The organism is Ancylobacter sp. 3268 (assembly GCF_031456575.1).
Classification (GTDB): domain Bacteria; phylum Pseudomonadota; class Alphaproteobacteria; order Rhizobiales; family Xanthobacteraceae; genus Ancylobacter.
This window is the reverse complement of record NZ_JAVDUX010000012.1, coordinates 111,231-137,393: the sequence shown is the minus strand read 5'-3', so window position 1 is coordinate 137,393 and position 26,163 is coordinate 111,231. Positions and strand designations below refer to the sequence as shown.

The window sequence follows — 26,163 nt, the reverse complement described above, 5'->3', positions numbered from 1 at the left end:
CCTCTTGTTCCGTTTGCACGGCCACGTCAAGGCCGTACCGCTGATCGGGCGAACCCGGTTGACGCGCCCGAGACCGGGAAGCTATCCACCGCCGCCGAGGCCGGCGTGCGGTTCGCTTGCGAACTTTAGCGTGGGCTTAAACTTTTTGTCGTCAGCTGCGTTGTCTGCTCGCTGCCGACGAGCTCCCCGCAAAAGTGCCCCGCCATGTCCTCCGTCATCTCCCCCGCCATCTCCCTCGCATCGATGTTCCGTCCCGCCCTTTTCGCCGCCGCGCTCTTCGCTATCGGCCCGGCCGTCGCGCCGGCCGCCGCCCTGGCCGAGACCGTGGACAAGATCTTTGTCGTCGACATGTCCGATGGTTATGGCGTCGACACCTGCGTCGCCACCGGCGGCACCTGCGGCCAGGCCATTGCCGATGCCTGGTGCCGCGTGCACGATTTCGAGCGCGCGGTGAGCTTCGGCAAGGTGACCAGCGATGCGCTGCGCATCTCGGTCGCCGCCAAGACGGCGCAGACCACCTGCACCGGCGGCTCCTGCCGGGATACCGTCGCCATCACCTGCCGCTGATCGCCCAAGCGGCGTCCGGTGAAAAAGGGCCGGCTGGACCGGCCCTTTTGCGTTTTCCACGCCGCTATTGCTTTTGCGCCACTATCGCACGAAGTCGCCGCAGCGCGGTGCCTCGGTCTGCGCTCCCCAGGGCATGACGGGGACGCTGGCGGTCGAGTTCTTCGGGCTGCCGTCGATCAGCTTGTCGGAATAGACCAGATAGACCAGCACATTGCGCTTGGCGTCGCAGCCGCGCACGATCTGCATCTTCTTGAAGATCAGCGAGCGGCTCTCGCGATACACCACGTCGCCCTGCTCGAACTTGCCCTTGAAGGCGATCGGCCCGACCTGGCGGCAGGCGATGGAAATGTCCGACACCTCCTCGGCCACGCCGAGCATGCCGGAAACCCCGCCCTTCTCGGGCACCGTGTAATAGCAGGCGACGCCCTCGACCATCGGATCGTCGATGGCATAGGTGGCGAGCTTGTCGTCGGGGGTGAGGAATTTCCACACCGTCGATTTCCTGAAGATCAGATCCGGCCCGTCGGCGCGTGCCGTGCCGTCGAGGCCCGGTGCCACCGCCGCCGCGAGGCCAAGCGCAACGGCGAGGATGAGGGCAGGAAGGCGGCGCATGTTCATGGACTTGTGTCTCCAAAGCCGGGGCCAGCGTGATATGGGGTGTGGTGCGGCGCACGCAACGCGCCGTCCGCCCCGGCGGCGGGCAATGCCGGCGCCAGCCGGTTCGGCAGGCCCGATCCGTCGGGTGTTTCCTTGCCTCTTGCCTTGCCGGCCGGATGCGGGTTCAAACTTTGGCCAATCTCGCCGTGCTTGTTGCGCGGAACCATGGATTGGCGCGCGGCATCGCGCGCCGCCCGAACGCGCAGGACAGAACCCACCGATGACGACCGCCAGTGCCCGCCGCTCCCGCGCCTCCGCCCTGCGCTCATGCTTCGCCGCGCTTGCCGTGCTCGCGCTCGGCGCGGACATCGCCGCGGCGCAATCCGATCCCGGCGCCTGCGTCCGGCTGGAAGGGCAGCTCGCCCAGCTCAACCGCGGCGATGGAAGCCAGCGCGATCTCGGCCCGGTCATCGCGCAGCAGCAGCAGGACATCGCCAACCTGTCCGGCCAGGTCCGCCAGCTCGGCTGCGACAAGCGCGGCTTCCTCATCTTCCAGCCGCAGCTGCCGCCGCAATGCGAGGGGCTGAACCGCCGGCTCTCCCAGGCCCGCTCGGCGCTCGACCGTACCATGATCGAGGCCCGTGGCCAGCGCAGCGGCAATGACGAACAGCGCCGCCAGCTGATCTATGCCCTGGCGCAGAACAATTGCGGCCCGCAATACCAGGCCGCGCTCGGTCAGTCGCGCGGGGCCGCCGCCACGGAGCGCCGGCCCCGCAACTTCTTCGAGCAGCTGTTCGGGGTGCCGCGCCAGTCGGAGGAGGACGAGGCCCCCTCGATCGACGCGCAGCCGCTGGAGATGGAGCTGCCGAAGTCCTCCAACTACCGCACCGTCTGCGTGCGCACCTGCGATGGCTTCTTCTTCCCGATTTCCTATGCCGCCACCGCCGCGAAATTCGCTTCCGACGAGGCGATGTGCCAGCGCCAGTGCCCCGGCACCGAGGCGCGGCTGTTCGTCTACCGCAACCCCGGCGAGGATATCGAGAGCGCGGTCAGCGTCAGCGGCCAGACCTACATGTCGCTGCCCAACGCGCTGCTCTACAAGAAGCAGTATTCCGCCGCCTGCTCCTGCCGCCCGGCCGGCAAGAGCTGGGCGCAGGCGCTCAGCAGCGATACCGACCCGACGCTGCGCAAGGGCGACATCGTGGTGACCGAGGACACCTCGCGCGAGATGTCGCAGCCGCGCCCGGCGACCCAGCCCGGCGCCGCGCCGGCGACGCCGCGTCCCGCCCAGCCGCCGGCGCAATAGCGCCGGGTCTGGGAGCGCCCCACGGATGCCGCCGGCGCAATAGCGCCGGGTCCGGGAGCGCCCCTCACGCATGCCGCCGGCGCAGATCGTCGGCGCCGGGGCGAGATTGCGTTCAGGCCGCCGCGCCGTTGAGGCGCGCATGCGCCCGCTCCCGCCCGATCAGCGGCAGCAGCGCCTTGAGCTCCGGCCCGCTTTCGGCGCCGGTCAGCGCCGCGCGCAGCGGGTGGAACAGCGCCCGGCCCTTGCGGCCGGACACTGGCTTCAGCGCCGCCAGCCAATCGGCATAGACCTCGCCGGTCCAGGGCGGCGGCGGCAGCAGGGCGGCCGCCTGGGCGAGGAAGTCCGCATCTTCGGGCGCGACCCGCGGCGCCACCGGCCCCTCGACCACTCGCCACCACAGCGCCGCATCCGCCAGGGTCGCCAGATTGCCGCGCACCGCCAGCCAGAACGCCTCGCCGCCGCCGATGCCGAGCGCGGCGAGCCGCGCCTCCACCGCCGGATAAGGCAGCACATGCAGCGTGCCGGCGGTCAGCGCGGCCAGATCGGCCGGATCGAAGCGCGCCGGCGCGCGGGAAATCGCCGCGAGATCGATGCGCGCCGCCAGCGCATCGAGATCGGCCGCCGGCTCCACCGCCAGCGAGGTGCCGGTGAACAGGGCGAGCGCCGCCACGGCGAGCGCCTCCTGGCCTTCCTCGCGCAGCGCCCGCAGCGACAAATGGCCGAGCCGCTTCGACAGGCCCTCCCCGCTCGGCAAAGTGAGCAGATTGTGGTGGCCGAAAGCCGGCACCGCCCCGCCAAGGGCTTCGATGATCTCGATCTGCACCGCGGTATTGGTGACGTGGTCCTCGCCGCGGATGACCCGGGTGACGGCCATGTCGATATCGTCGACCACCGAGGTGAAGGTGTAGAGATAGGAGCCGTCGGCGCGCACCAGCACCGGGTCCGACAGGCCGGCGGTATCGATGCTCTGGCGCCCGCGCACGAGATCGTCCCACGCCACCGGGTGCCCCTCCAGCCGAAAGCGCCAATGCGGCCGCCGGCCCTCGGCCTCCAGGCGCGCGCGGTCCTCGGCGGCGAGCTTTAGCGCCGCGCGGTCATAGACCGGCGGCAGGCCGCGCCGGCGGCGCGACAGGCGGCGGGCCTCCAGTTCCTCCTCGGTCTCATAGGCGGGATAGAGGCGGCCGAGCGCCTTCAGCCGCGATGCGGCGGCATCGTAGAGCGCCAGCCGCTCCGACTGCCGCTCGACACGGTCCGGGGTGATGCCCAGCCACGCCAGATCCTGCGCGATCGCCTCGGCGAAGGCGCGCGTGGAGCGGGCGGTGTCGGTGTCGTCGTAGCGCAGGATGAAGGTGCCGCCCTCGCGCCGGGCGAGCAGCGCGTTGTAGAGCGCGGTGCGGGCGTTGCCGACATGCAGCAGGCCGGTCGGCGACGGGGCGAAGCGGAGAACGGGGCGATGGACGGGCGCGTTGCTCATGGTGCCGCCTTATCGCCGAGGCGGAGCCAGCTTACAACCGCGCCGGCGCGTCACTGCCGTATCGAAAGCCCGAGATTCTTGGCCGCGTCCAGGTTCTTCGCCGCCGCGACACCGACAAGGCCGATCAGCCGTGCCGAATCGACATCGGCGCCCTTGAAGTCGGCGCCCGCGACATTGGCGCCGGTGAGGTCGGCGCCGGCGGCCTCCATGCCGACGAGCGCGGCATCCGTCAGATTGGCGCCCCGCAGATTGGCATGGCGGAGCTGGGCACGGGACAGATTGGCACCGGCAAGATCGGCGCCCTCCAGATTGGCCGAATTCAGCACGCCGCGCATGAGGCCCATGGACTGGTTGCGCATGTCGGCGCTGAAATCGGCACCGGAGAGATTGGCCCCGCCCAGATCGGCGCGGGAGAAATCGCCGGCGATGCGGGCGCCGGAAAGGTCGGCGCCGACCAGCCGGCCGTCCTGCATCTGCGTTCCGAACAGCCGGGCCTTCTTCAGGCTGGCGCCGGAGAGGTCGGCCTTCAGCATCCAGGCCTGATCGAGCACCGCGCCGTCGAGCCGGGCGCCGGAGAGATTGACGCGGTTGAGCAGCGCGGTCCGGAAATTCGCCCCGCTCAGGTCGAGGCCGGACAGATCGAGGCCGTTCAGCCGGCGCCCCGCCAGATCGACCGGCTGCCCCGGCCCCCCCGCGGCGATCAGCGCCTCGACATCGGCGCGGCTCAGCTCCGCCATCGTCATTTGCGGCGAGTTCAGATCGAGATGGCGCAGCATGTCCTGCGCCGTGGCCGGCGCAAGGGCGAGGCATCCGGCCAGCAACATAGCAAACCCGGTCACCCTCGCCGCCTTCACAGCGCCCCCCGCTCGGTTCGGGCCGCAGCTTCCGGCCGCAGCCCCTACAAACCACAGGCAGAACAGGTGATAGCACCAGCCCGCCCGATCGGTGCATCACGACTGCGGCAATGTCCGGCGGAGACTCAGCGCCGGCATGGCCGGCATAAGGCGCTACGCCGTCTCGCGGAACCGGTTGGTGATCGGGTAGCGGCGGTCGCGGCCGAAATTGCGGGAGGTGATCTTCACCCCCGGCGCCGCCTGCCGGCGCTTGTATTCGGCGATGTTCAGCATCCGCTCCACCCGTGCCACCAGTGCCGGCTCGAAGCCCAGCGCGGCGATCTCGGCCACCGGCATCTCCTTCTCGACCAGGCATTCGAGAATGGCGTCCAGCACCTCATAGGGCGGCAGGCTGTCCTGGTCCTTCTGGTTCTCGCGCAGCTCGGCGGTCGGCGGCTTGACGATGATGTTGTCCGGCATCACCCGGCCGGAGGGTCCCAGCGCTTCCGCCGGCTTCCAGCGGTTGCGCAGGTGGCAGAGGCGGAACACCTCGGTCTTGTAGAGGTCCTTCAGCGGGTTGTAGCCGCCATTCATGTCGCCATAGAGCGTGGCGTAGCCGGTGGACATTTCCGACTTGTTGCCGGTGGTCACCACCATCGAGCCGAACTTGTTGGAGATCGACATCAGGATGGTGCCGCGGGCGCGGGATTGCAGGTTCTCCTCGGTCACGCCGCGTTCGGTGCCGGCGAATAGCGGCGCCAGGCTGGCTTCGAGCCCCTCCACCGCCTCGGAAATCGGCACGATGTCATAGCGGCAGCCCAGCGCCTCGGCGACGCCGGCGGCATCCGACAGCGATTCGTTCGAGGTGTAACGATAGGGCAGCATCACGCAATGCACCCGTTCCGGCCCCAGCGCATCCACCGCCATCGCCGCCACCAGCGCCGAATCGACGCCGCCGGAGAGGCCGAGCACCACGCCGGGGAAGCGGTTCTTCTCGACATAGTCGCGCAGGCCGGTGACGCAGGCGGCGTAGTTGGCTTCCTCGCCAGTGATGAGCGGCGCGCGCGCGCCCTCCTCGCAGCGCCAGCCATCGGCCCAGCGTTCCCAGCGGGTAAGGCGCACCCGCTCCTGGAAATTGGGGAACTGCACGGCGAGCGAGCGGTCGGCATTGAGCACGAAGGAGCCGCCGTCGAACACCAGTTCGTCCTGCCCGCCCACCTGGTTGATATAGGCGAGCGGCAGTCCGCTCTCGACCACCCGGGCCACCGCGATATTGGTGCGCTCGTCATAGACGGTGCGGCGATAGGGCGAGCCGTTCGGCACCAGCAGCATCTCCGAGCCGGTCTCGGAGAGGCATTCGACCACATCTGCCGACCAGATGTCCTCGCAGATCGGCACGCCGAGCCGCACGCCCTTGAACGGGATCGGCCCCGGCATCGGGCCGGGCGCGAAGACCCGCCGCTCGTCGAAGGTGCCGTAATTGGGCAGGTCGACCTTGAAGCGCAGGGTGGATACCCGCCCATCCTCCAGCAGCGCCACCGCGTTGTGCAGCCTGCCGCCCTCGCGCCAGGGCGTGCCGATCAGCACCGCCGGGCCGCCATCGGCGGTCTCGGCCGCCAGCGTCTCCACCGCCGTGCGGCAGGCGGCCTGGAAGGCGGGCTTCAGCACCAGATCCTCCGGCGGGTAGCCGGAGATGAACAGTTCGGTGAACAGAATCAGCTCGGCGCCCTGCCCGGCGGCAAGGGCGCGGGCGGCGCGCGCCTTCTCCAGATTGCCGGCGACATCGCCGACGATCGGATTGAGCTGGGCGAAGGCGAAGAGAAGCTGGTCGGGGGGTTCGTTGGGCATCTGAGCGCTGGACATAGGCCTGATTTAATGGCTCGCCGGGGGCTCGGCAATCGGTGTTGCGCAATGCGGCATGTGGTTCATTGCGCCAGCACGGTTCATTGCGCCAGCGCGGTTCATTGCGCCAGCCGGGCCACGAGGGTGCGGGCGACATCGGCCCAGCTGCGCAGATGCATCGCCGCGAGCTCCGCCTCGCGTGCCCTGAGGTAGGCGCGGTCGCGGATCGGCTGCTCCAGCGCCTTCGCCATGGCCTCCGCGTCGGCCGGGTCGAAATAGTCCGCCGCCGGCCCCATGACCTCGGGGATCGAGGTGACGTTCGAGCACACGGAGAGCTTGCCGAACCACGCCGCCTCGCCCACCGGCAGGCCCCAGCCCTCGTAGCGGCTGGGATAGACGGTGAACAGGCAGGCCGCATAGAGCGCGGCGAGCTTGGCATCGTTGGGCCGATCGACCAGCACCACCTTGTCCTTCAGTCCCGGATGGCGGGCGATCGCCGCCTCGCGCCGCGCGGCCTGCCGGCCATGGGCGCCGGCGATGACCAGGGCCGGCAGCGCCTCCGGCCCGAGCCGTTCCGCCAGCAGGCCCCACACCTCCAGCAGCAGGTCGAGGTTTTTGCGCTTGTGGCCGAGCGAGCCGACGGTAACGACGAACTCGCCTTCCGGCACCACCGAGCGATCCGGCGTGCCGTCGAACGCGAATTCATGGGCGAGCGGCACCACGTCGATGCGCGCGACATGCCCGCCCATCGCCGCCACTTCGCGCGTGACCTCGTCCGCCGTATAGCGGGAGACGGCGAGGAAGCGCGTGGTCTGCCGCACCAGATGGCGGAACCAGTGCACGAAGGCCGGGTTCGGCAGCTCCTCGTTGCCGGCGGTGAGCGGGATGAGATCGTGGATCAGCGTGACGATCTCGACATCGGCACCCAGCGCCCGCAGGCGCTCAATATGCTTCGGCACCATCCAGGCCATGCCGAGCACTGCCGCGCGCAGCTTTTCGCCCGGTGCCAGATCGAGCGGCCGCAGCGCCCAGCCGGAAGCCGGCCCGCCGGCCGGGGCGCGCTCGGCGCGGGCGGCCCGCCAGTTCTTCAGCCGCCGGCGGGCGATGTGCCAGAAGCGGCGAACCGGCTCGTCGAAATGCCGGGTGCCGATGAAAGGCACGGGCACGCCGATCAACCCCAGCGCGACCCGCAGATCGACCGGGCGCGTCCAGCTGTCGTCGGCGAACAGCTTGGGGTCGATGGCGAGATAGGTCTTGCGGACGGGGTGATAGAAGGCGAGCGTCACCGGGATCTGCGCATCGGGCGCCGTGGCGTGGCGGGCGAGGCGGACCACCACCCGGATGATGCCGCCGATCCCACCCCCGGCGGAAATCAGGATCACCACATCGGTCAGATCGAGGAGGATGCGTCCGGCCGCCGCCGCATGGCCCGGGCGCAGGCCACGGGACGCCGCGCGGTCGGCCGGATCGTGGAGGGAGGTCTCGTGAGGCTGGGTCTCGTCGGCCATGGCGTCATCCGCGTCCCGCGTCATGCGGAACGATGTCGCGAAGCTTTTAAAGCCCTTTGCCGCCGAGCGAAACGATCGACGGCCGCACAGTGGTCCCCGGCCGCCGGCGGTCGGCCAGATTCCGCAGCGTCCGCGCGGCGTTGCGGCCGGCGCGGCTCATTCGGCGGCCGTCGCAAGCGCGGCCTGCGGCGGCGCCACCCGCCGCGCGCCCCATTCCCGCAGGCTGAGCACCGCCGCGCGCAGGGATTCGCCGTCAGCGGTCAGCCGGTAGCCGACCTGCGGCGGCACGGTGGGGTAGACGGTGCGCAGGATCACGCCGTCGGCCTCCAGTTCGCGCAGCGCCTTGGACAGGATGCGCTGCGAGACGGTCGGCATGCGCCGCTGCAATTCCATGAAGCGCAGCTCGCCGGACAGCAGGTGGTAGACCACGCCGCCCTTCCATTTGCCGCCGATGATCTCCAGCGCCGCCTCCACCGGACAGCCGGTGCCGCGGGTATAGTTGGTGTGCCGCTTGGCCATGGCCTCGCCTCCGTTCCGCCGCGAATGTAGGTCGCACGCGCAAGCGGCGGAAGGGGCTTACATTTTCGATACCAGCCGACAGTTTCGTGCGTTCTTGCGTCTTGGCGGCGGCCTGCCGACATTCGGGGCCGATCCGAACACGGCGCGAGCGCGCAGGAGACGTCATCATGAAGGCCATCGGCTATATCGATTCGCTGCCCATCACCGAGGAGCGCGCGCTCTTCGCCTTCGATGCGCCGGAGCCCACCCCCGGCCCGCGTGACCTCAAGGTCGCGGTGAAGGCCATCGCGGTGAACCCGGTCGATACCAAGGTGCGCCTGCGGCGCGCCGGCACGCCGGAGGCGCCGGTCATCCTCGGCTGGGACGCCGCCGGCATCGTCGAGGCGGTCGGCGCCGAGGTGACGCTGTTCCGGCCGGGCGACCGGGTGTTCTATGCCGGCGCGCTCACCCGCCCCGGCACCAATGCCGCGTTCCACCTCGTCGACGAACGGATCGTCGGGCACGCGCCCTCCTCGCTCGGCTTCGCCGAGGCCGCGGCTTTGCCGCTCACCGCCATCACCGCCTGGGAAGCGCTGTTCGACCGGCTGCGCCTCACCCGCGACAGTACCGGCACGCTCATGATCGTCGGCGCGGCGGGCGGCGTCGGCTCGCTGGCGGTGCAGTTCGCGCGGGAGCTCACCGGGCTGGCCGTCGTCGGCACCGCCTCGCGGCCGGAAAGCCGCGAATGGCTGGAAGGGCTCGGCGCGACGGCGGTGATCGACCATTCGAAGCCGCTGTCGGAGGAGCTGAAGGCGGCCGGCTTCGACGGGGCGGATCACGTCTTCAGCCTCACCGCCTCCGACCGGCACTGGGAGGAGATCGTCAAGGCGCTGAAGCCGCAGGGACAGGTGGCGCTGATCGACGATCCCGACCTGATCGACGTGCGGCTGCTGAAGCAGAAGAGCGCCTCGCTGCACTGGGAGTTCATGTTCGCGCGGCCGCTGTTCGAGACGCCGGACATGATCGCCCAGCACCATCTGCTCGAGGAGGTGGCGCGCCTCGTCGATGCCGGGCGGGTGAAGACGACGCTGGGCGCCAATTACGGCCCGATCACCCCGGAGAACCTGAAGCGCGCCCATGCCGCGCTGGAGAGCGGCCGCGCCATCGGCAAGATCGTGCTGGAGGGCTGGTGAGGGGCGCGCTCCTCACCCCGCCGGCACCCCGACCACCCGCGTGAGGTAGTCCAGCATGCCCTCGGCATCGCCCGCCGCGCCCATCCAGCCGATATATTTGTCCGGCCGCACGATCAGCGCGCCCGGCGCATCGCCGAAGGCGGCGGCGAACCGGCCGGCGGCATCGTGCAGCAGGGCCACGCCCGCCGGCGGCTCCACCGGCGTGTCGGCGGGCGCCACCGCCACCACCCGCAGCGGCGTCCGCGTCCCGGCGCGCAGCCGCGCCGCCAGCGCCTCCAGGGCCGCGACCTCGCCGCGCCGCACCGGAACGAGCAGGACGAAATCCGGCCCGCGCACCAGATCGGCCAGCCGCCGCGCAAAGCCGAGGCCATGGCGGCGCAGGCCCTGCACCTCCGGCAGCCGGTCGCCCGGCCTCACCAGGTCCGGCGCCGCGCCGGGGGCGGCACCGGCGCTGAGCGGTCCGCCGCGGTAATTCACCAGCATCTGGGTGTCGGCCAGCCGGTCTTCCGGCGCCCTCGGCTTGCCGAAGCTCATCGACTGCTCGACGGTGCGGGCGATCACCGCCTCCGCCACCGGCCGCCGCTCCGCCCCGTAGCTGGCGAGCAGGCCGGGCGCCGCCTCGCCGCGCACCACCGCCGCCAGCTTCCAGCCGAGATTATAGGCGTCCTGGATGCCGGTATTCATGCCTTGTCCGCCGGTCGGCGGGTGGACATGGCAGGCATCGCCGGCGATGAACACCCGCCCCTCGCCATAGCGCGCGGCGAGCCGCATGGAGATGCGGAACAGCGAGGACCAGCGCAGGTCGGACAGTTCGGCCGTTTCCGGCAGCAGCCGGTCGGCCACTTCCTGCAGATCGGCGAGCGTCGCTCCCGGCCGGTCCGCAAGTATCCCGTGCTCGACGATCCCGGCGCCCTGCCCCGGCGACCACAGCCGCTCCGGCGCGATCATCGATACGCGGTAGCGCCCGCGTTCGGGCAGCGGGATGGCGACGAACAGGTCCGGCGGCGCCTCCGGGATCGGCCTGACGGCGAACAGCGCCCGCCCGCGCGGCAGGTCCCAGTCGATCCGCACGTCGCCGAGCATGAACTCCATCGGCCACGCCTCGCCCTCGAAGGCGATCCCGAGCCCCCGGCGCACCGCGCTATGGGCGCCGTCGCAGCCGACGACATAAGCGAAACGCGCCGACGCCCCGTCGGCGAATGCGACATCGACACCCTCGGCGTCCTGCGCCAGCCCGGCGAATTCCACCCCACGCTCGACGGCGACGCCACGCGCGGCGAGATGGTCGGCGAGGAGACGCTCGGTGTCGTATTGCGGCACGCCAAGCTGGGCATAGGGCAGATCGGAGAAATCATTCTCAGTGTCGCGCGCCGGATAGCCGTGCACGAGGGTGCGCAACCCGTCGAGCCACACCCCGGCATCGACTAGATCGCCGGCGAGACCGAGATCGTCCATCACCTCCAGCGTGCGCGGGGTGATGCCGATGGCGCGGCAATAGGGCGAAGGCTCGGCGCGCTTGTCGATCAGCCGCACCCGCACGCCGCGGCGCGCCAGCACGGCCGCGAGCGTCAGCCCGACCGGGCCGGCACCGATGATGAGCACCCGCTGCGGCGCGTCCTGCATGGGATCCTCCCGCGTTTTGCCATGGTTAAGGCAGGAAACGGCAGAAGGCGAGTGGCGCGCGATGCATTGGAGGGCTTCGCCGCGGAGCGGCGCCCGGAGCGCACCCTGACTACAGCGCGCCCGGACTACATCGCCATCCCGGACGGCCGCAGGCCGGTCGGAGAGCGCGTATACATGGGCAGCGATGCGGGATCGACGTTTCACTTCGGCCGGGATGACGGGTTGCCGCCCGCGTCCCGCACGGCAACCCGTTCCGCGAACCGCCGGGAGCCGCCTCAGCCCGAGATGCCCGGCCGCAGGCCGGCCTCGAAGGATGGTCGTCCGGGCGCGGTCGCACCTCACCGAGCCTCCTTCCAGGCTCGCCGTCGCTCGCACCTCAGGACGAGGGTGGTCCGCAGGAAGAGCGAAAAGGGCTGCCGTTCAACACGTGCAGCCCTTTCCAGATTCCGTTCACTCCGCCGCGACGAAGGCCGGGCGCTCGCGGCCCGAACGCTCCTGCTTCAGCAGTTCGGCGACGAGGAACGCCATCTCGATGGCCTGCTCGGCATTGAGCCGCGGGTCGCAATAGGTGTGGTAGCGGTCCTTCAGATCCGCGTCCGAGATCGCCCGCGCGCCGCCGGTGCATTCGGTGACGTTCTTGCCGGTCATCTCCAGATGCACGCCGCCGGCATAGGTGCCTTCCGCCGCATGCACGGCGAAGAAGTCCTTCACCTCGGAGAGGATCTGGTCGAAGGGCCGGGTCTTGTAGCCCGACGCCGCCTTGATGGTGTTGCCGTGCATCGGGTCGCACGACCACACCACGGTGCGGCCCTCGCGCTGCACCGCGCGCACCAGCCCCGGCAGGTGGTCGCCCACCTTGTCGGCGCCGAAGCGGGCGATCAGCGTCAGCCGGCCCGGCTCGTCCTGCGGGTTGAGCTGGTCGATGAGGCGGATCAGATCGTCCGGCTTCAGCGACGGGCCGCATTTCAGGCCGAGCGGGTTCTTTACGCCGCGGGCATATTCCAGATGCGCATGGTCCGGCTGGCGGGTGCGGTCGCCGATCCAGATCATGTGGCCGGAGGTGGCGTACCAGTCGCCGGAGGTGGAATCCACCCGCGTCATCGCCTGCTCATAGCCGAGCAGCAGCGCCTCGTGCGAGGTGAAGAAATCGGTCGAACGCATGTCCGGGTTGGTTTCCGGATCGATGCCGATGGCGCGCATGAAGTCGAGCGCCTCGGTGATGCGGTCGGCGAGCGCCTGGTAGCGGCCGGACTGCGGCGAATCCTTGATGAAGCCGAGCATCCACTGATGCGCGTTGGCGAGGTTGGCGTAGCCCCCGGTCGCGAAGGCGCGCAACAGGTTCAGCGTCGCCGCCGACTGGCGATAGGCCTCGAGTTGCCGGCGCGGATCGGGGATGCGCGCCTCCGGCGTGAACTCGATGTCGTTGACGATGTCGCCGCGATAGGACGGCAGCTCCACCCCGCCGATGATCTCGGTCGGCGCCGAGCGCGGCTTGGCGAACTGGCCGGCGATGCGCCCCACCTTCACCACAGGGGAAGCGCCGGCATAGGTCAGCACCACCGCCATCTGCAGGAAGACGCGGAAGAAATCGCGGATGTTGTCGGCCGAATGCTCGGCGAAGCTCTCGGCGCAGTCGCCGCCCTGGAGCAGGAACGCCTCGCCCTTGGCGACCTTGGCGAGCTCGCGCTTCAGGCGCCGGGCCTCACCTGCAAAAACGAGGGGAGGAAACGAGGCAAGCTGACGCTCCACCGAGGCCAGGGCCTCGGCGTTCGGATAGTCCGGCACCTGCTGAATGGGCTTGGCCCTCCAGCTTTCCGGCGTCCAGCGTTCAGACATGTCTGCCTCCTCATCGGCAACGTCGCGCGGCTTGTTGTCTCCTTCCCGCGCGGAAAAGGCCGGCCTTATACACCCAAGGCCGAGCAAAGCGCCAGAGCGGGCGTGCCCTCGCCTCATTGCACCCAGGCATTGCGGCGTCGGGCGGGTGTGGCCTCAGATCGCCGGCGTTGATTCCGCCGACTGCTCGGGCAGGTCGCTGGAAGCGTGCTTGCTGCGCATCGTCACCAGTTCCTCCGCCGCGCTGGGATGCAGGGCGATGGTGCGATCGAAATCCGCCTTGGTGCCGCCCATGGCCAGCACGATGCCGACGATCTGGATCATCTCCGCCGACGCCTCGCCGATCAGATGCACGCCGAGCACCCGGTCGGTGCGCTGATCGACCACCAGCTTCATGAAGGTGCGGGTGGCGCGGCCGGACAGCGTCGCCTTCATCGGCCGGAAATCGGTCTTGTAGATATCCAGCCGGTAGCCCTGCGCCCGCGCCTGTGCCTCGGTGAGGCCGACCGTGCCGATCTCCGGCTCGGTGAACACCGCGGTGGCGACCAGCGAATGGTCCACCGTCCACGGCTTGGCGCCGAACACGGTGTCGGCGAAGGCGTGGCCCTCGCGAATGGCGATGGGGGTCAGTTGCAGCCGGTCGGTGACGTCGCCCACCGCATAGATCGACGGCACATTGGTGCGCGAACCGGCATCGACCTTGATCGCGCCGTTGGCGGCAAGCGCCACGCCGGCGGTCTCCAGCCCGAGGCCGACGGTGTTGGGCTGGCGGCCGATGGCGAGCATCACCTCCTCGGCGAGGATCTCGCGCCCGTCGGACAGGCGCACCCGCCGCCCCTCCGCATCGGGCGCGATGGCGGCGATGGTGACGTCGAGTTCGATGGCGATGCCGCTCGCCCGCATTTCGGCGGCGACGTGCTCGCAAATCTCGTCGTCGAACTCGCGCAGCAGGCGCGACCCGCGATGCACCACCGTCACCTTGGCGCCGAGGCCGGCGAACAGGCAGGCGAACTCCAGCGCGATGTAGCCGGCGCCCTGGATGACGATGCTCCGCGGCAGGCGCGGCAGGTGGAACGCCTCGTTGGAGGTGATGGCGAGTTCGCGGCCGGGTATGGCCAGGCCGAGATTGGGATGGCCGCCGGTGGCGATGAGGATGTATTTCGCCCTCACGCGGGTCCCGTCGGCGAGGCGCACCGCGTTCGGCCCCTCGACGGTGGCGCGCTGCGGCAGGATCTCGACGCCGGCGCGTCCGAGATTGGCGCGATAGGCCCCCTCCAGCCGCGCGATTTCCTTGTCCTTGTTGGCGACCAGTGTCGGCCAGTCGAAGCTGGCCCCCTGCAGGCTCCAGCCGAAACCGGCCGAATCCTCGAACTCATGCGCGAAGCGGGCGGCATAGACGAAGAGCTTCTTCGGCACGCAGCCGCGGATGACGCAGGTGCCGCCGACGCGGTACTCCTCCGCCACCTGCACCCTGGCGCCGTAGCCGGCCGCGATGCGCGCCGCCCGCGTGCCGCCGGACCCCGCCCCGATCACGAACAGATCGACATCGTAGCTGGTCATGGCGAGGCTCCCGACGAATGGCGCTGGCGCCGCACCGTGCCGCACCCTGGCTGCCATGTCGCCCCGCGCCGGCGCCACGTCAAGCCTTGCGGCGCCGGCCGCAGCGCAGCCATCCGCCGGAGACGGGACGGCGGCGCCTGCCATCCCCGCGGCGGCCTCGCCCGCCCGGCCCGGGCCGTAGAGGAAACGGCCGGCGGCAAGGCCGGCGCCGGCGGCCTGCCGCAACGCAGCCGTCGTTTTTGCGATGCGACATCAGAAGCTTGATCGTTCTTTCGTGGAACTCGACAGGTTTCGAGCTCCGCTCTAGCTTGCACGCGATACGCAACGGCGCGATCCCGTTCAACAAAGCCGTCGTCCACTGGAGGAACCCCATGACCAAGATGCTCCGCGGGGCTGTCGTCGCCGCCGCGCTCGCCAGCTGCATTCCGTTCGTCGGCGCGCATGCCGAGGTGACGGAACTCAAGATCATGGCGCCGGCGGCGCCGGGCGGCGGCTGGGACCAGACCGCGCGCTCGATGCAGCACGTGCTGCAGACCGACAAGCTGGTCTCCAACGTGCAGGTGCAGAACGTGCCCGGCGCCGGCGGCACCATCGGCCTGGCGCAGTTCGTCAACGCCAGCAAGGCCGATCCCCATGCGCTGATCGTCGGCGGCTATGTGATGGTGGGCGCCATCATCACCAACAAGTCGCCGGTGACGCTGTCGCAGGTCACCCCGCTCGCCCGGCTGACCGGCGAGTTCGAGGCGATCGCGGTACCGGCGAGTTCGCCGCTGAAGTCGATGGCCGATCTGGTCGCGGCGCTGAAGGCCGACCCGGCCAAGGTGTCGTGGGCGGGCGGCTCGGCGGGCGGCACCGACCACATCGCCGCCGGTCTGATCCTGAAGGCGGTCGGCGGCGATCCGAAGAAGCTCAACTACATCGCCTTCTCCGGCGGCGGCGAATCGCTCGCCTCCATCCTCGGCGGTAAGGTCTCGGTTGGCATCTCCAGCCTGTCCGAGTTCGACGCCCAGGCCAAGGCCGGCAAGCTGCGCATCCTCGGCGTGTCGAGCGCCCAGCGCCTGCCCGACGCGCCGGACGTGCCGACCTTCAAGGAGTCCGGCGTCGACGTCGAGATCCAGAACTGGCGCATGGTTGCCGCGGCCCCCGGCATCACGCCGGAGCAGAAGAAGGAGCTCTCCGGCGTCATCGAGAAGATGGCGAAGTCCAAGGCCTGGACCGACATGCTGAAGCAGAAGGGCTGGGCCGACACCTACCTCGCCGGCGAGGCCTTCGACAAGCAGCTGGCCATCGACATCGCCAACACCACCACGGTGCTGAAGGAGATCGGCCTCGCGCAGTGAGGCCGGCGGCCCGCGCCGCCCCTCTCTTCCGATGTTCCCGCCCGGGCGCGCCAGCGTCCGGGCGTTTCCTTAAAGAGCGACGCCACCGTCCGTAACGTCAAGGGCTCCCGGCGGATCCCGCCGCCCGACGCCCGATCCGGCCGCGTTCCATCCGAGGCATCCTCAGAGGCACCCCATGTCCGACCCGACCCCGCTCACTTCCGGCTCGAAGCCGGACAAGGCCCGCTTCGTCATCGCCCTGGCGCTCGCCGTGCTCGCCGCAATCATCGGCTGGGATGCCTGGCGGCTGGCGCAGATCCCTTCCTATTCGTCGGTCGGGCCGGCCGCCTTCCCCACCCTGATCGCCATCGGCCTCGGCCTGCTCGCCATCGCCAACGCCGTCGAGGCGATGAAGGGGGTGGAAGAGGAGCGCCCGCGCGACGAGCCGAAGCCGATCTTCTGGGTGCTGGCCGGGCTGGTCGGGCAGATCGTGCTGCTGCCCTTCCTCGGCTTCTCCATCGCCACCGGCTGGCTGTTCGCCGCCACAGCCAAGGGCTTCGGCCGCGGCCCGGTCTGGGCGCATTTCCTCGCCGGCACCGCGATCTGCTTCGTCATCTATCTCATCTTCGCCAAGGGCCTGCAGCTTTCGCTGCCCGCCGGCCCGCTCGAGCGGCTGATCTGAGGATCGCGTCCCATGGATACATTCGCCGCTCTCAGCCAGGGGCTCCTGGTTGCGCTGCAACCGATGAACCTCGTCTTCGCCTTCTTCGGCGTCATGCTCGGCACCGCGGTCGGCGTGCTGCCGGGTATCGGGCCGGCGCTCACCGTGGCGCTGCTGCTGCCGATCACCTTCAAGCTCGACCCGGCCGGCTCGCTGATCATGTTCGCCGGCATCTATTATGGCGGCATGTATGGCGGCTCCACCGCCTCGATCCTGCTCAACACGCCGGGTGAGAGCTCGTCCATCGTCACGGCGCTGGAAGGCAACAAGATGGCTCGCGCCGGGCGCGGCGGACCGGCGCTCGCCACCGCCGCCATCGGCTCCTTTGTCGCCGGCACCATCGCCACCGTGGGCCTCGCGCTCATTGCCCCTACCGTGGTCGACATCGCCATCTCCTTCGGACCGGAGGATTATTTCGCGCTGATGATCCTCGCCTTCACCACGGTGTCGGCGGCCTTCGGCTCCTCGGTGACGCGCGGGCTTACCTCGCTCTTCATCGGCCTGTCGCTCGGTCTCGTCGGCATCGACCTGCAGAGCGGGCAGGCGCGCGTCTCCTTCGGCGTGCCGGACCTGCTCGACGGCGTCGAGGTGACGACGCTGGCGGTGGCGCTGTTCGCCATCGGCGAGACCCTTTCGGTAGCGGCGGCGGGATCGCGGGCGGAAGAGGTGATCGAGCCGGTGAAGGGCTCGGTGTTCATGAACAGGGAGGACTGGAAGCGCTCCTGGTGGCCGTGGATCCGCGGCACCTTCCTCGGCTTCCCCATCGGCGCCATGCCGGCGGGTGGGGCGGAAATTCCGACCTTCCTCTCCTATGCGCTGGAGAAGCGGCTCTGCAAGAAACCGGACGAGTTCGGCAACGGCGCTATCGAGGGCGTCGCCGGGCCGGAGGCGGCCAATAACGCGGCGGCGGCCGGCGTGCTGGTGCCCCTCCTCACCCTCGGCCTGCCGACCTCGGCGACGGCGGCGATCATGCTGGCCGGCTTCCAGCAATATGGCCTCAATCCCGGCCCGCTGCTGTTCGCCACCAATCCGGACCTGGTCTGGGGCCTGATCGCCTCGCTGTTCATCGCCAACATCATGCTGCTGATCCTCAATTTGCCGCTGGTCGGCATGTGGGTAAGGCTGCTGGCAATCCCGCGGCCCTGGCTCTATGGCGGCATCCTCGTCTTCGCGACCCTGGGCACGCTCGGCGCCAACCCGTCGCTGGTCGAGCTCGGCATGCTCCTGATCTTCGGCCTGCTCGGCTATGTGCTGCGCCGCTACGACTACCCCATCGCGCCGGTGGTGGTCGGCCTCATCCTCGGCCCGCTCGCCGAGCAGCAGCTGCGCCGGGCGCTCGCCATCAGCGTCGGCGATCCGCTGGTGCTGTTCCAGAGCCCGATCGCCGCCACGCTCTATGCGCTCGCCGCGCTCGCCCTGTTCGGGCCGCTGCTGTTCTACCTCATCACCGGCCGCAAGGCGCCGGTCGGCGGCGACGAGGACTGACGACACCGCCCATCCAAAGCGAATGCCCGGCCGCCGCGCCGGGCATTCCGTTTCGCCGCAGGCCGGCGGCTCAGAACAGCGACATCTGCCGCGGCGGCGGCCGCGGCGTCGGCTCGGTCTCCGGCGGGTCTTCCTTCGCCGCGCCGCGCGCGACGATCGACAGCCGGTCATCCGCCAGAGGCCGCTGCAGAGCCTTGGCCTCTTCCCACGGCGCCCGCAGCCAGACGTCGTGCTCCTCGGCGGTGGTGAGGATCACCGGCATCGCCTTGGGATGGATCGGCGCCACCACCGCATTGGGCGGGCAGGTGAGGAAGCCGAACAGTTCGTGCGGCCCCGCCACCGGCTCGGCGCGAGTGCCGCGCAGGCCGTGCCATGGCGTCCACAGGCCGGCGAAGAAGCCGAGCGGCCGTTGCTCGCCAAGGGCGAACCACACGATGTCGCGCCGCCGGGTCGCCGGATCGGGCTCCGGCGCATATTCCGAGAACGAGGTGAACGGCACCAGGCAGCGATGCGCCGGGCCGAGCCAGCCGCGCCAATGCGTCGAGCCGAGGTTGCGGATATTGGTCACCGGCGGCCCGCCATAATGCGGCGGCGGCGGCATGCCCCAGCGGGCGCGGACCAGTTCGCGCCCGCCGCCCGCCGCCCGGCGAACGATCGGCGCCGGCTGGTCCGGGAAGATCGCCGGCTGCGGCGGCATGTTGCCGGCGCGCTCGTCCAGCGTTCCGACAAGGTCGGCGATCGCCTGGGCGTTGGTCTTCAGGCTGTAGAGATTGCACATGGGACCAGACTAGCGCGGCGCCGCCGCCGATCAATCCGACCGGCCACCGCACCGGTCCCGGCGATCCGACCGGAGCCATCGGCCCCGCGGCAATTCATTTTGTGAAGTCCGATCAACTCGACACCAATCGTATCAGCGCTCTTTCCGCCAGGCATAGGACGGGATATGGAATGTGTAGCGCGCCGCCCATTCCACCGGCACATCCTCGATATCCGGGGCATTGGCGCTCGTCAGCGTGAACAGGCCCGGCCCGGCGCCCTTGCGCAGGCGCTTCAGGAAGGTCCGGCCGTCGAGCAGGCGAACGATGCACATGCGGCCGACGAGGAAGGTCGGGTCCTCGCTGCGCTCATGGTAGCCGATCAGGTCGCCATCCTCGAAGATCGGGTACTGGCTGTCGCCGCGCACCACCAGCGCGATGCTGCCATAAGGCACCGGGAAATCGAGCTCGACCTCCTCCAAACCGTCGCCCTTGCTGTGATCATCGATGGTGAACACCTCGGCGCCGGCGCCGACATAGCCGAGCACCAGCACGGTGTTCCGCTTGTCCGGCGTCCCCTCGCCCGACCATAGCCACACCGGCGAGACACGCAGCGCGCGGGCATATTTGTCGACCGCCTCGCGCTTGAGCCCGCGCACGCCGTTCTCATGCGCACGGTAGGTGACCTCGTTCCAACCGAAGGCCCGCGCCGCCTCCGCCGCGCTCTTGTAGCCCGCCGCCTCGCGCGCGCAGCGCAGCCTTTCCGCCATGTCCATCACCAGCCCTCCCGACTCTCGATGCAAATCGTATCACATGCATTGATACAAATCGCATCGACTGCTACGATACGTTTTGCATCACTCGAAACGAGATGGCAAGCGACATGGCGCGTTTCACCCCCTTCCTCGATACTTGGCTGGCCAGACACGACCACTGGCTCGATTCCGAGGCCCAATTCCTCGAATCACCGCTCCCCGAGGGGACCGACTGGGCAGCGCCGCCGGAAGAAAGTGATGGCGGCGGCCGGCAGCGCGAGCCCGGCCAAGGCGAACCCCGACCGGTACGAGCCGCCAAGCCCGCAGCGCCGACGCCGGCATCGCTGGCGCCGGTCGGGCCTAACGAGGCCGGCCACCCACCGCTCCATCCGCCGGTATCCCTGCTCGCCCGTACCGATTTCCAATGCGCCTGGATCGAGGGCGAGACGAAGCATGGCGCGGCGCTATGCTGTGGTGCCCCGGTCATGCGTCGCGGCCGGTCCTGGTGCGAGCCGCATGCCCGCCGGGTGATCCGGCCCGCGGCCTGGCACGCCTATGCCCGCACCGGATCGGCAGCGGAAAGCGACAGCTGAGATCCCCTCGCCCTGCTTTCGCGGATGCGCGCCGCGCCCCGCCAAGCCGGGAAAGCGGAAGGCACCGCCGCGCGTAAATGATCCGCGCCGCCCGGTACATGCCGGCATCCCGGCCATCCGCGACATCGCTCGTCAACTGCCGGGCCGCGCTGCCCGTCATGACCGGGCAGCACAGGACCGCGCCCGGCGCCGGCCGCAACACCGAAATCCCCTGCTCATGCTCCCGCGCCGCCGGGCTCCGGCGCGCCTGGACATTCTCGGAGAACGCCGATGGCACGCCGCAAGCAAAGCAATCGCCCGCGCACGGCCTCCGGCCGCCTGTCGCGCTCCAAGGCCGCCCAAAGCGCCGCCGAACAGGAGACCATGGCGGTGGCGCTCGCCCAGCCGCATCGCGCCCGACTGCCCAAGGGCCTTCGCCGCAGCCAGCTCGCCGAGAGCGAACTCGGCCGCCTGCTGCTCTCGAATGCCATCACCGCACCCGAATTCACCGCCGGGCAGAACTACCGCCAACTGGTCGCCGCCTATCGGCGGGCGATCTCTGCCCCCCGCGGTGTGGAATCCGCCCTGGGCCGGCTGGGCGGCGGCGACGCCTTCGCCGATTGCCGGGTCGCCACGGAGGGCGGGGAAGCTCGCCGCCGCCGCCTGGACCGGCAATATGCTGCGGCAAGGGCGGTGCTGCAGGCGCTGCCGGACGGGCAGCAGGTCGCCTCGGTGGTTGGCCGTGTCGTGGTCCATGATGTCGAAGCCGATGCCGATGTCGCGGCGCTGAGGACGGGCCTGTCGGCGCTGGCGAAGCTGTGGAAGCTGGCGGCGGCGGAGCCGACCGCAGCCGCGACAGGAACGCGCCCTGCCCGGCCGCGCGTCGGGCGGGCGACCTACGATGCGGATTCAGATAGCCGGCTTTTCGACGACGACGGCAGTTGACATCATGAGGCCCTCGACATATCCTAAGGGCGAAATGAGAGAGTGAGAATTTTTGTCCCGGCGCGCTTTTGGCTCGCCGGGTTTTTTGTTTGTAGAACCTCACTTGCCGCGGCGGCGATAGCTTGGAGACCGCACCGTCTCCATCGACATCACGCCCTCACCAAGGGCGGGTGAACGGCTGACGGCCGCAACCGCCCGTCGGCTTCCAGCCGTTCGTCTTCGCCGCCTCACAAGGCCCTTGCCTCAGCGACCGGCGCACCGTTCCTCTCCTCGACCGGTCGGCCGAGCCGGGGTGATCGCCCTCAGCAATCCACGCGCGGCACCTGCCGCGCAAGCCCGAAACCCACACGGCTCCCCCGCTCCGGAAGAACAGCCCCCGCTCGGCGTAGTCCCTTTATATTCGCCGGCAAATTAAAAGCAGCCCCGCAACGGTGACATCTCCCCGGCCGGCCCGCTGTCCGACCGCAGACGCACGGGTGCCTGGGGGTGATCGAACCCGCGCCATTTTCGCGAGCACGCGAGTTCCCCCGGTTCCCACCGGACGCTCCTACCCATCGCCTTGGAGACGGCCGCACCGCGAGGCCGGCCTCCCGCCGCTGGTTCCTTCCTTCTCTGACCCATCAACGCAACAGGCCGCCGCGAGGCGGCCTTTTTTGTTTGGAGACCAAAAATGGACGCCTCTTTCCCCACGCTTGCCGACGCCCGCGCCGCCGCGCCCACCAGCCCGCTGCCCAACCGGGTGCGCATCGGCGGCCGCTTCGCCTTTGGCGATGGCGGCGAAACGCTGTTCGAGCTCCAGGGCTCGGCGATGCCGATCGATGGCCCCGAAATCCTCGTCAATGGCGATTTCACCACCGATCCCTCAGTCGACTGGTATCTTTCCGTCTGGACCTGGCAGGCCACCCCGCCCAGCGTCACGCCCGACCATCTCGGTCCGAATTCCGGCGTGAAGACGCTGTCCTCCAAGGCGCTCGCGCTCGACGCCTTTAAGCCCTATCGCCTGCGCTTCGACATTTCCGGGCGCAGTAGCGGCGGCTGGACCGCCTATGTGGTGAGCAACCCCAACATCGCCGGCTCGCCGCATGGCGGCACCGCGCGCATCGTCGGCACCGGCGGCAGCGGCGACGGCAACATCGTCTTCACCGCCCAGCCGGGCGAGAACCAGATCCGCATCGTCGGCTCCTCCAATTTCGACGGCCGTCTCGACGATGTCTCGTTGAAGGAATTCCTCGAGCAGGGCCAGCAGCCGATCATGGGCGCGACCTATCTCCCGGTCCCGCTGGACGGGGTGCTGCGCCCCGACATGTTCCGCGGCCGCTACGACACCGGCGGCACCGAGACGAACGACGACAACGCCATGACCCGGCTGGTGAAGCGGATCAACACGCTGATGGATCCGGCCGCGCCGCTGCTGACCCGGCTGCGGGTCGAAATGCCGGGCCGCTATGTGTGCGTGCTTCCAGGCCTCCGCATCAGCATCCCGCAGAACGCAGACCTCGAGATCGACGGCCTCGGGATCGGCGTTGTCGACCTTTCCGGCTCCAGCTACGAGACGACGCTGCCCTGGCTGGCGGTGAACGGGCCCGGCTATGACGGCGTCACCAAGACCACTCTCAAGGCCGACGCCACCCAGAACGGCTCGTCGCTCAGCGTCGTCAACAATGACGGCTTCCTCGTCGGCGACTGGGTCGCGGTGACCTCGACCTGGGACTATTTCAACGGCATCACCGGCGCATCGGGCTTCGGCGTGCAGTACAAGGGCGAGCTGGTGCAGATCCGCAACCCCAACAGCTCGCCCGACGTGATGGCGACCGGCACGCCGCTGTCGCATGGCTACCCGATCTCCGGCGGCACGGTGAATGTGCGCAAGATCGTCATGGCCGGGCATTTCGTGCTCGCCGGCCTGCGCGGGGTCGGGCCGGGTCATGGCGAGCTGGACGCCAATGAGGGCACCAGTTTCCTCGCCATTCGCTTCTTTGCCCATGTCCGCGATGAGCATACCGGCGTCGAAAACTTCCCCGGCGGCTCGATCGCCTATGCGCTCTGCGCCTCGCTCTCCCTCGATACGCCGAAGACCGTCGGCCGCAAGCTCGGCGACCCGACCAACACCAACCCGACGAGCCGGTGGTTCTATGGCCGTAGCATCGGCGGTTGCAGCCGCGCCTCCATCGTCTCGCCGATCGGCGAGTATTGCCGGCGGGCGATCGATCTCGGCGCGTCATCGGTGACCGGCTGGGCGGATGACGCCTCGTCGTTCAGCGAGGGCGTCGTCTCGCAGAACGTGGTGATCACCGGCGGCTATTCGATCGACTGCCGCACCCAGCCCGGCGGCCACCAGTCCTACAATGTCGAGCTGATCGGCCATATCGGCCGGGCAATGTCCGGCGGCCAGATCCGCGGCAAGAATGTCCGCTGGGTGGCGGTCGATCTCGACAGCGGCGTCGGCACCGGCATCACCGACTATGACGATCCCTCGGCCTATAGCGAGGACCCGTCGGTCGGCACCGTGGAGCTGGTCAATTGCAGCTTCCGCGGGCAGAGCGATACGGCTCCCGGCCTCGTCGCCCACCAGTCCTTCGACAGGCTGATCGTGCGCGGCTGCACCATCGTCGGCGGCCAGCCGGTGACGTTCTTCGGCCGGCACCAGAGCAATGTCGAAATCTCCGGCTGCGACATCACCGGCCTGACCACCACCAATCCGATCATCGCCGGCAACATCCCGGCGAAGACCGACGGCTCCAACTGGGTGATCCGCGGCAACCGGCTCAAGAACGGCAATGTCGCCGTGCTGCACACCGGCGCCGCCGGCGAGCAGGTCAAGAACATCCGCGTGCTCGACAATGAGTTCGAGAATATCGGCACGGCGCATCTGAGCCTGAACGCCACCGCCACCGGCGGCTGGTCGACGGCCGGCGACCTCGAACTGGTCGACAACCGCGAGCGCGGCACGGTGCCGACCGCCAAGACCGATGCCGGCACCCTCAAACTGGTGGTGTTCGGCAATAATTTCGGCGACCAGTCCTTCCCGGTCACCGTATCCGGCAGCAGCGTCGCGGTGTCCACCAGCCGGGCCGCCGTGGTGCGCGCCGCGGTCACCCTCACCGCCAACGCCAACGTCGCCACCATCAGCGGTCTGCGCGACGGGCAACTGCTGGTGCTTTCCAAGGACAGCAGCGCGTTCACGCTGACGCTGACCGAGAACACCGGCAATCTGCGGATGACCGGCAACCTGACGCTCGACTCCGCCGAGGACCGGGCGACCTTCATCATGAGCGGTGGCCTGCTCTACCTGATCTCGTTCACCAGCAACGCCTGACCGGCGCCCCTCTGCCCGCCCCGTCCGCCGCCCGCTGGGCGGCTTTTTTGTTTCTGCGGCCCGACCTGACCCATCGCGGCCGCAGGCACCCGCACAGGGGTTCCGGTGAGACGCCGGAACCGGCCGAAGGCGGACGGGGCCTCGCTCCCGCCAATCGCTTCCCGCGCGACCGCCGGCGCGGGGAGCGCCGCGCATGAGGCGCCGGCAATCCCGGATCTCCGGGCCGTCTGCGGGCGGCCCTTCTCTCCCACACGGAGCACCGACATGAACCGCATCGACACCGATGTCGCGCTCGAGCTCGCCTCGCATGAGGGGCTGGTGCGTCAGGCCTACAGGGACAGCGAGGGGGTCTGGACGTGGTCGATCGGCGTCACCAGCGCCTCCGGCCACGATGTCACCCGCTATATCGGCCGGCCGCAGGCGCTGGAGCACTGCCTGGCGGTCTATGTCTGGCTGCTGGAACGCCGATACGCCCCCGCCGTGCGCGACGCCTTTCGCGGCCGGGTGCTGACCCAGGCGCAGTTCGCGGCCGCGCTGTCCTTCCACTACAACACCGGCGCGATCGCGCGTGCCGGCTGGGTGCGCCTGTGGCGGGCCGGCGATACCGCCGGCGCCCGCCGGGCGTTCATGGACTGGAGCCGGCCGGCGGCGATCCTCCCCCGCCGGCGGCAGGAATGCGCGCTGTTCTTCGATGCCGCATGGTCATTTGACGGCGGCGTGACCGAGTTCACCCGCCTCACCGCCGGCGCCACGCCGGAGCGGTCGAGCGCCCGGCGCATCGACATACGCGCTGCGATGGCCGTGGCGCTGGGCGCGGGAACGGGTACGCCCGTCCACCCGCCCTCGCAGGCGCCGCCCTCCCCCTCCGCCACCCTTCACCCGGCCGCCGCCCCGCCCCGGCCGGCGACCGCGCCGGCCGCGGCCTTTGCCGGCGATCTGTTCCCCATCCGTTGAGTCCGCAGGGAGTTGCCCATGATCACTCCGGAAGACACTCTCACCCATGCCGTGCGCGGCGCCGTCCTCACCGTGATCCGCTCGCCGGATAATCCGGCACCTCCCGAAGCGGCGGAGGAGATCGCGACACAAGTGGTGGCCGAACTGCGCCGGCAGCCGGCAATGCGGGACGCCCTCGCCCGCCCGGATCACGCCGGCGGCGCGCGGCCCTGGTACCAGTCGCGCGTGACGCTGGGCGCCCTGGTCGCGCTGATCGGCGGCGCCTACTCGCTGGGGCTCGACATCGCCGACGGCACGCCGCCGAGCGTCGATTCGCTCTCCTCCCAGCTCACCGCCATTCTCGGCGCCGCCGCCGTGCTCTCCGGTGGCGGACGGACGAAAAGGCGTCCTTGAACGCGGTGAAAGCCGCCGGCGCGTCCGGCGCCCGATCAGCCGCCCGCCCGCGATGGCGAGCCGCGGCGGCGCCGAGTTCCGTCGCTGCCGGTCGCATGGCCACCGCCATGCCCT

At 69.8% G+C, this 26,163-nt stretch carries 22 protein-coding genes; 11 read left to right on the top strand and 11 right to left on the bottom strand.

The window, feature by feature from the left end:
- The first annotated feature begins 204 nt into the window (after positions 1-204).
- Positions 205-567 carry a hypothetical protein gene (locus J2X65_RS17785; RefSeq protein WP_310203494.1) on the top strand — a complete coding sequence of 121 codons (363 nt, stop codon included), beginning with the start codon at positions 205-207 and terminating at the stop codon, positions 565-567.
- Positions 568-648: 81 nt separating this feature from the next.
- Here the strand turns inward: J2X65_RS17785 and J2X65_RS17780 are convergent, their stop codons facing one another.
- Positions 649-1,179 (bottom strand): CreA family protein, encoded by a 531-nt coding sequence (locus tag J2X65_RS17780; protein WP_404977745.1) that lies wholly within the window; start codon positions 1,177-1,179, stop codon positions 649-651.
- A 265-nt stretch (positions 1,180-1,444) separates the two neighbouring features.
- Between J2X65_RS17780 and J2X65_RS17775 the strand changes: the two genes are divergently transcribed.
- A complete protein-coding gene (locus tag J2X65_RS17775; RefSeq protein ID WP_310203488.1) occupies positions 1,445-2,470 on the top strand; it encodes a DUF2865 domain-containing protein in 1,026 nt (341 codons plus the stop codon).
- A gap of 112 nt (positions 2,471-2,582) precedes the next feature.
- Here J2X65_RS17775 and J2X65_RS17770 read toward each other — a convergent pair whose 3' ends face one another.
- The 5 genes from J2X65_RS17770 to J2X65_RS17750 form a co-directional block, all read right to left on the bottom strand.
- Positions 2,583-3,944, bottom strand: a complete 1,362-nt coding sequence (locus tag J2X65_RS17770) for a glutamate--tRNA ligase (RefSeq protein WP_310203485.1) — start codon at positions 3,942-3,944, stop codon at positions 2,583-2,585.
- Positions 3,945-3,994: 50 nt separating this feature from the next.
- Complete coding sequence (locus J2X65_RS17765; protein WP_310203657.1) at positions 3,995-4,768, bottom strand: pentapeptide repeat-containing protein; 774 nt, start codon at positions 4,766-4,768, stop codon at positions 3,995-3,997.
- A 183-nt stretch (positions 4,769-4,951) separates the two neighbouring features.
- A complete protein-coding gene (locus tag J2X65_RS17760) occupies positions 4,952-6,625 on the bottom strand; it encodes an NAD+ synthase (RefSeq protein WP_310203482.1) in 1,674 nt (557 codons plus the stop codon).
- Positions 6,626-6,738: 113 nt separating this feature from the next.
- Complete coding sequence (locus J2X65_RS17755) at positions 6,739-8,127, bottom strand: glycosyltransferase family 1 protein (RefSeq protein ID WP_310203479.1); 1,389 nt, start codon at positions 8,125-8,127, stop codon at positions 6,739-6,741.
- A gap of 156 nt (positions 8,128-8,283) precedes the next feature.
- Complete coding sequence (locus J2X65_RS17750) at positions 8,284-8,646, bottom strand: helix-turn-helix domain-containing protein (protein ID WP_310203476.1); 363 nt, start codon at positions 8,644-8,646, stop codon at positions 8,284-8,286.
- A 167-nt stretch (positions 8,647-8,813) separates the two neighbouring features.
- Between J2X65_RS17750 and J2X65_RS17745 the strand changes: the two genes are divergently transcribed.
- Complete coding sequence (locus tag J2X65_RS17745) at positions 8,814-9,818, top strand: zinc-binding alcohol dehydrogenase family protein (RefSeq protein ID WP_310203473.1); 1,005 nt, start codon at positions 8,814-8,816, stop codon at positions 9,816-9,818.
- 12 nt (positions 9,819-9,830) lie between these two features.
- Here the strand turns inward: J2X65_RS17745 and J2X65_RS17740 are convergent, their stop codons facing one another.
- From J2X65_RS17740 to gor, 3 genes are all read right to left on the bottom strand, one after another.
- A complete protein-coding gene (locus J2X65_RS17740) occupies positions 9,831-11,441 on the bottom strand; it encodes an FAD-dependent monooxygenase (protein WP_310203470.1) in 1,611 nt (536 codons plus the stop codon).
- A 450-nt stretch (positions 11,442-11,891) separates the two neighbouring features.
- Positions 11,892-13,277 carry a class II 3-deoxy-7-phosphoheptulonate synthase gene (locus tag J2X65_RS17735; protein WP_310203467.1) on the bottom strand — a complete coding sequence of 462 codons (1,386 nt, stop codon included), beginning with the start codon at positions 13,275-13,277 and terminating at the stop codon, positions 11,892-11,894.
- Between the two features lie 153 nt (positions 13,278-13,430).
- Entirely contained in the window at positions 13,431-14,834 is a 1,404-nt protein-coding gene (gene gor / locus J2X65_RS17730; RefSeq protein ID WP_310203465.1) for a glutathione-disulfide reductase, read from the bottom strand.
- A 371-nt stretch (positions 14,835-15,205) separates the two neighbouring features.
- Here gor and J2X65_RS17725 point away from each other — a divergent pair, with 371 nt between their 5' ends.
- The 3 genes from J2X65_RS17725 (at position 15,206) to J2X65_RS17715 (ending at position 18,359) form a co-directional block, all read left to right on the top strand.
- On the top strand, positions 15,206-16,174 hold the full coding sequence (locus tag J2X65_RS17725; RefSeq protein ID WP_310203462.1) for a tripartite tricarboxylate transporter substrate binding protein: 969 nt from the start codon (positions 15,206-15,208) through the stop codon (positions 16,172-16,174).
- Between the two features lie 175 nt (positions 16,175-16,349).
- Positions 16,350-16,835 carry a tripartite tricarboxylate transporter TctB family protein gene (locus J2X65_RS17720; RefSeq protein ID WP_310203459.1) on the top strand — a complete coding sequence of 162 codons (486 nt, stop codon included), beginning with the start codon at positions 16,350-16,352 and terminating at the stop codon, positions 16,833-16,835.
- Between the two features lie 12 nt (positions 16,836-16,847).
- Positions 16,848-18,359, top strand: coding sequence for a tripartite tricarboxylate transporter permease (locus tag J2X65_RS17715; RefSeq protein ID WP_310203455.1), 1,512 nt, complete (start codon positions 16,848-16,850; stop codon positions 18,357-18,359).
- Positions 18,360-18,429: 70 nt separating this feature from the next.
- Here J2X65_RS17715 and J2X65_RS17710 read toward each other — a convergent pair whose 3' ends face one another.
- Positions 18,430-19,137 (bottom strand): SOS response-associated peptidase family protein, encoded by a 708-nt coding sequence (locus J2X65_RS17710; RefSeq protein ID WP_310203452.1) that lies wholly within the window; start codon positions 19,135-19,137, stop codon positions 18,430-18,432.
- Positions 19,138-19,269: 132 nt separating this feature from the next.
- Entirely contained in the window at positions 19,270-19,890 is a 621-nt protein-coding gene (locus J2X65_RS17705) for a helix-turn-helix domain-containing protein (protein WP_310203449.1), read from the bottom strand.
- Between the two features lie 107 nt (positions 19,891-19,997).
- Here J2X65_RS17705 and J2X65_RS17700 point away from each other — a divergent pair, with 107 nt between their 5' ends.
- The 5 genes from J2X65_RS17700 (at position 19,998) to J2X65_RS17680 (ending at position 26,049) form a co-directional block, all read left to right on the top strand.
- Positions 19,998-20,462 (top strand): hypothetical protein, encoded by a 465-nt coding sequence (locus tag J2X65_RS17700; protein WP_310203446.1) that lies wholly within the window; start codon positions 19,998-20,000, stop codon positions 20,460-20,462.
- Between the two features lie 270 nt (positions 20,463-20,732).
- Positions 20,733-21,386, top strand: coding sequence for a hypothetical protein (locus tag J2X65_RS17695; RefSeq protein ID WP_310203444.1), 654 nt, complete (start codon positions 20,733-20,735; stop codon positions 21,384-21,386).
- 670 nt (positions 21,387-22,056) lie between these two features.
- Positions 22,057-24,702, top strand: a complete 2,646-nt coding sequence (locus J2X65_RS17690) for a right-handed parallel beta-helix repeat-containing protein (protein WP_310203442.1) — start codon at positions 22,057-22,059, stop codon at positions 24,700-24,702.
- Between the two features lie 264 nt (positions 24,703-24,966).
- Positions 24,967-25,656, top strand: a complete 690-nt coding sequence (locus J2X65_RS17685; protein ID WP_310203437.1) for a lysozyme — start codon at positions 24,967-24,969, stop codon at positions 25,654-25,656.
- A gap of 18 nt (positions 25,657-25,674) precedes the next feature.
- Complete coding sequence (locus J2X65_RS17680; protein WP_310203435.1) at positions 25,675-26,049, top strand: hypothetical protein; 375 nt, start codon at positions 25,675-25,677, stop codon at positions 26,047-26,049.
- Positions 26,050-26,163: the final 114 nt, after the last annotated feature.

Bases quoted from the DNA above. Each gene is read 5' to 3' on its own strand.
- J2X65_RS17780 (WP_404977745.1), bottom strand. From the start codon at position 1,179: ATGCGCCGCCTTCCTGCCCTCATCCTCGCCGTTGCGCTTGGCCTCGCG.
- J2X65_RS17690 (WP_310203442.1), top strand. From the start codon at position 22,057: ATGGACGCCTCTTTCCCCACGCTTGCCGACGCCCGCGCCGCCGCGCCC.
- J2X65_RS17745 (WP_310203473.1), top strand. From the start codon at position 8,814: ATGAAGGCCATCGGCTATATCGATTCGCTGCCCATCACCGAGGAGCGC.
- J2X65_RS17740 (WP_310203470.1), bottom strand. From the start codon at position 11,441: ATGCAGGACGCGCCGCAGCGGGTGCTCATCATCGGTGCCGGCCCGGTC.
- J2X65_RS17775 (WP_310203488.1), top strand. From the start codon at position 1,445: ATGACGACCGCCAGTGCCCGCCGCTCCCGCGCCTCCGCCCTGCGCTCA.
- J2X65_RS17760 (WP_310203482.1), bottom strand. From the start codon at position 6,625: ATGCCCAACGAACCCCCCGACCAGCTTCTCTTCGCCTTCGCCCAGCTC.
- J2X65_RS17735 (WP_310203467.1), bottom strand. From the start codon at position 13,277: ATGTCTGAACGCTGGACGCCGGAAAGCTGGAGGGCCAAGCCCATTCAG.
- J2X65_RS17695 (WP_310203444.1), top strand. From the start codon at position 20,733: ATGGCACGCCGCAAGCAAAGCAATCGCCCGCGCACGGCCTCCGGCCGC.
- J2X65_RS17750 (WP_310203476.1), bottom strand. From the start codon at position 8,646: ATGGCCAAGCGGCACACCAACTATACCCGCGGCACCGGCTGTCCGGTG.
- J2X65_RS17755 (WP_310203479.1), bottom strand. From the start codon at position 8,127: ATGGCCGACGAGACCCAGCCTCACGAGACCTCCCTCCACGATCCGGCC.
- J2X65_RS17705 (WP_310203449.1), bottom strand. From the start codon at position 19,890: ATGGACATGGCGGAAAGGCTGCGCTGCGCGCGCGAGGCGGCGGGCTAC.
- J2X65_RS17715 (WP_310203455.1), top strand. From the start codon at position 16,848: ATGGATACATTCGCCGCTCTCAGCCAGGGGCTCCTGGTTGCGCTGCAA.
- J2X65_RS17710 (WP_310203452.1), bottom strand. From the start codon at position 19,137: ATGTGCAATCTCTACAGCCTGAAGACCAACGCCCAGGCGATCGCCGAC.
- J2X65_RS17765 (WP_310203657.1), bottom strand. From the start codon at position 4,768: ATGTTGCTGGCCGGATGCCTCGCCCTTGCGCCGGCCACGGCGCAGGAC.
- J2X65_RS17725 (WP_310203462.1), top strand. From the start codon at position 15,206: ATGACCAAGATGCTCCGCGGGGCTGTCGTCGCCGCCGCGCTCGCCAGC.
- J2X65_RS17685 (WP_310203437.1), top strand. From the start codon at position 24,967: ATGAACCGCATCGACACCGATGTCGCGCTCGAGCTCGCCTCGCATGAG.
- J2X65_RS17785 (WP_310203494.1), top strand. From the start codon at position 205: ATGTCCTCCGTCATCTCCCCCGCCATCTCCCTCGCATCGATGTTCCGT.
- J2X65_RS17720 (WP_310203459.1), top strand. From the start codon at position 16,350: ATGTCCGACCCGACCCCGCTCACTTCCGGCTCGAAGCCGGACAAGGCC.
- J2X65_RS17700 (WP_310203446.1), top strand. From the start codon at position 19,998: ATGGCGCGTTTCACCCCCTTCCTCGATACTTGGCTGGCCAGACACGAC.
- J2X65_RS17680 (WP_310203435.1), top strand. From the start codon at position 25,675: ATGATCACTCCGGAAGACACTCTCACCCATGCCGTGCGCGGCGCCGTC.
- gor (WP_310203465.1), bottom strand. From the start codon at position 14,834: ATGACCAGCTACGATGTCGATCTGTTCGTGATCGGGGCGGGGTCCGGC.
- J2X65_RS17770 (WP_310203485.1), bottom strand. From the start codon at position 3,944: ATGAGCAACGCGCCCGTCCATCGCCCCGTTCTCCGCTTCGCCCCGTCG.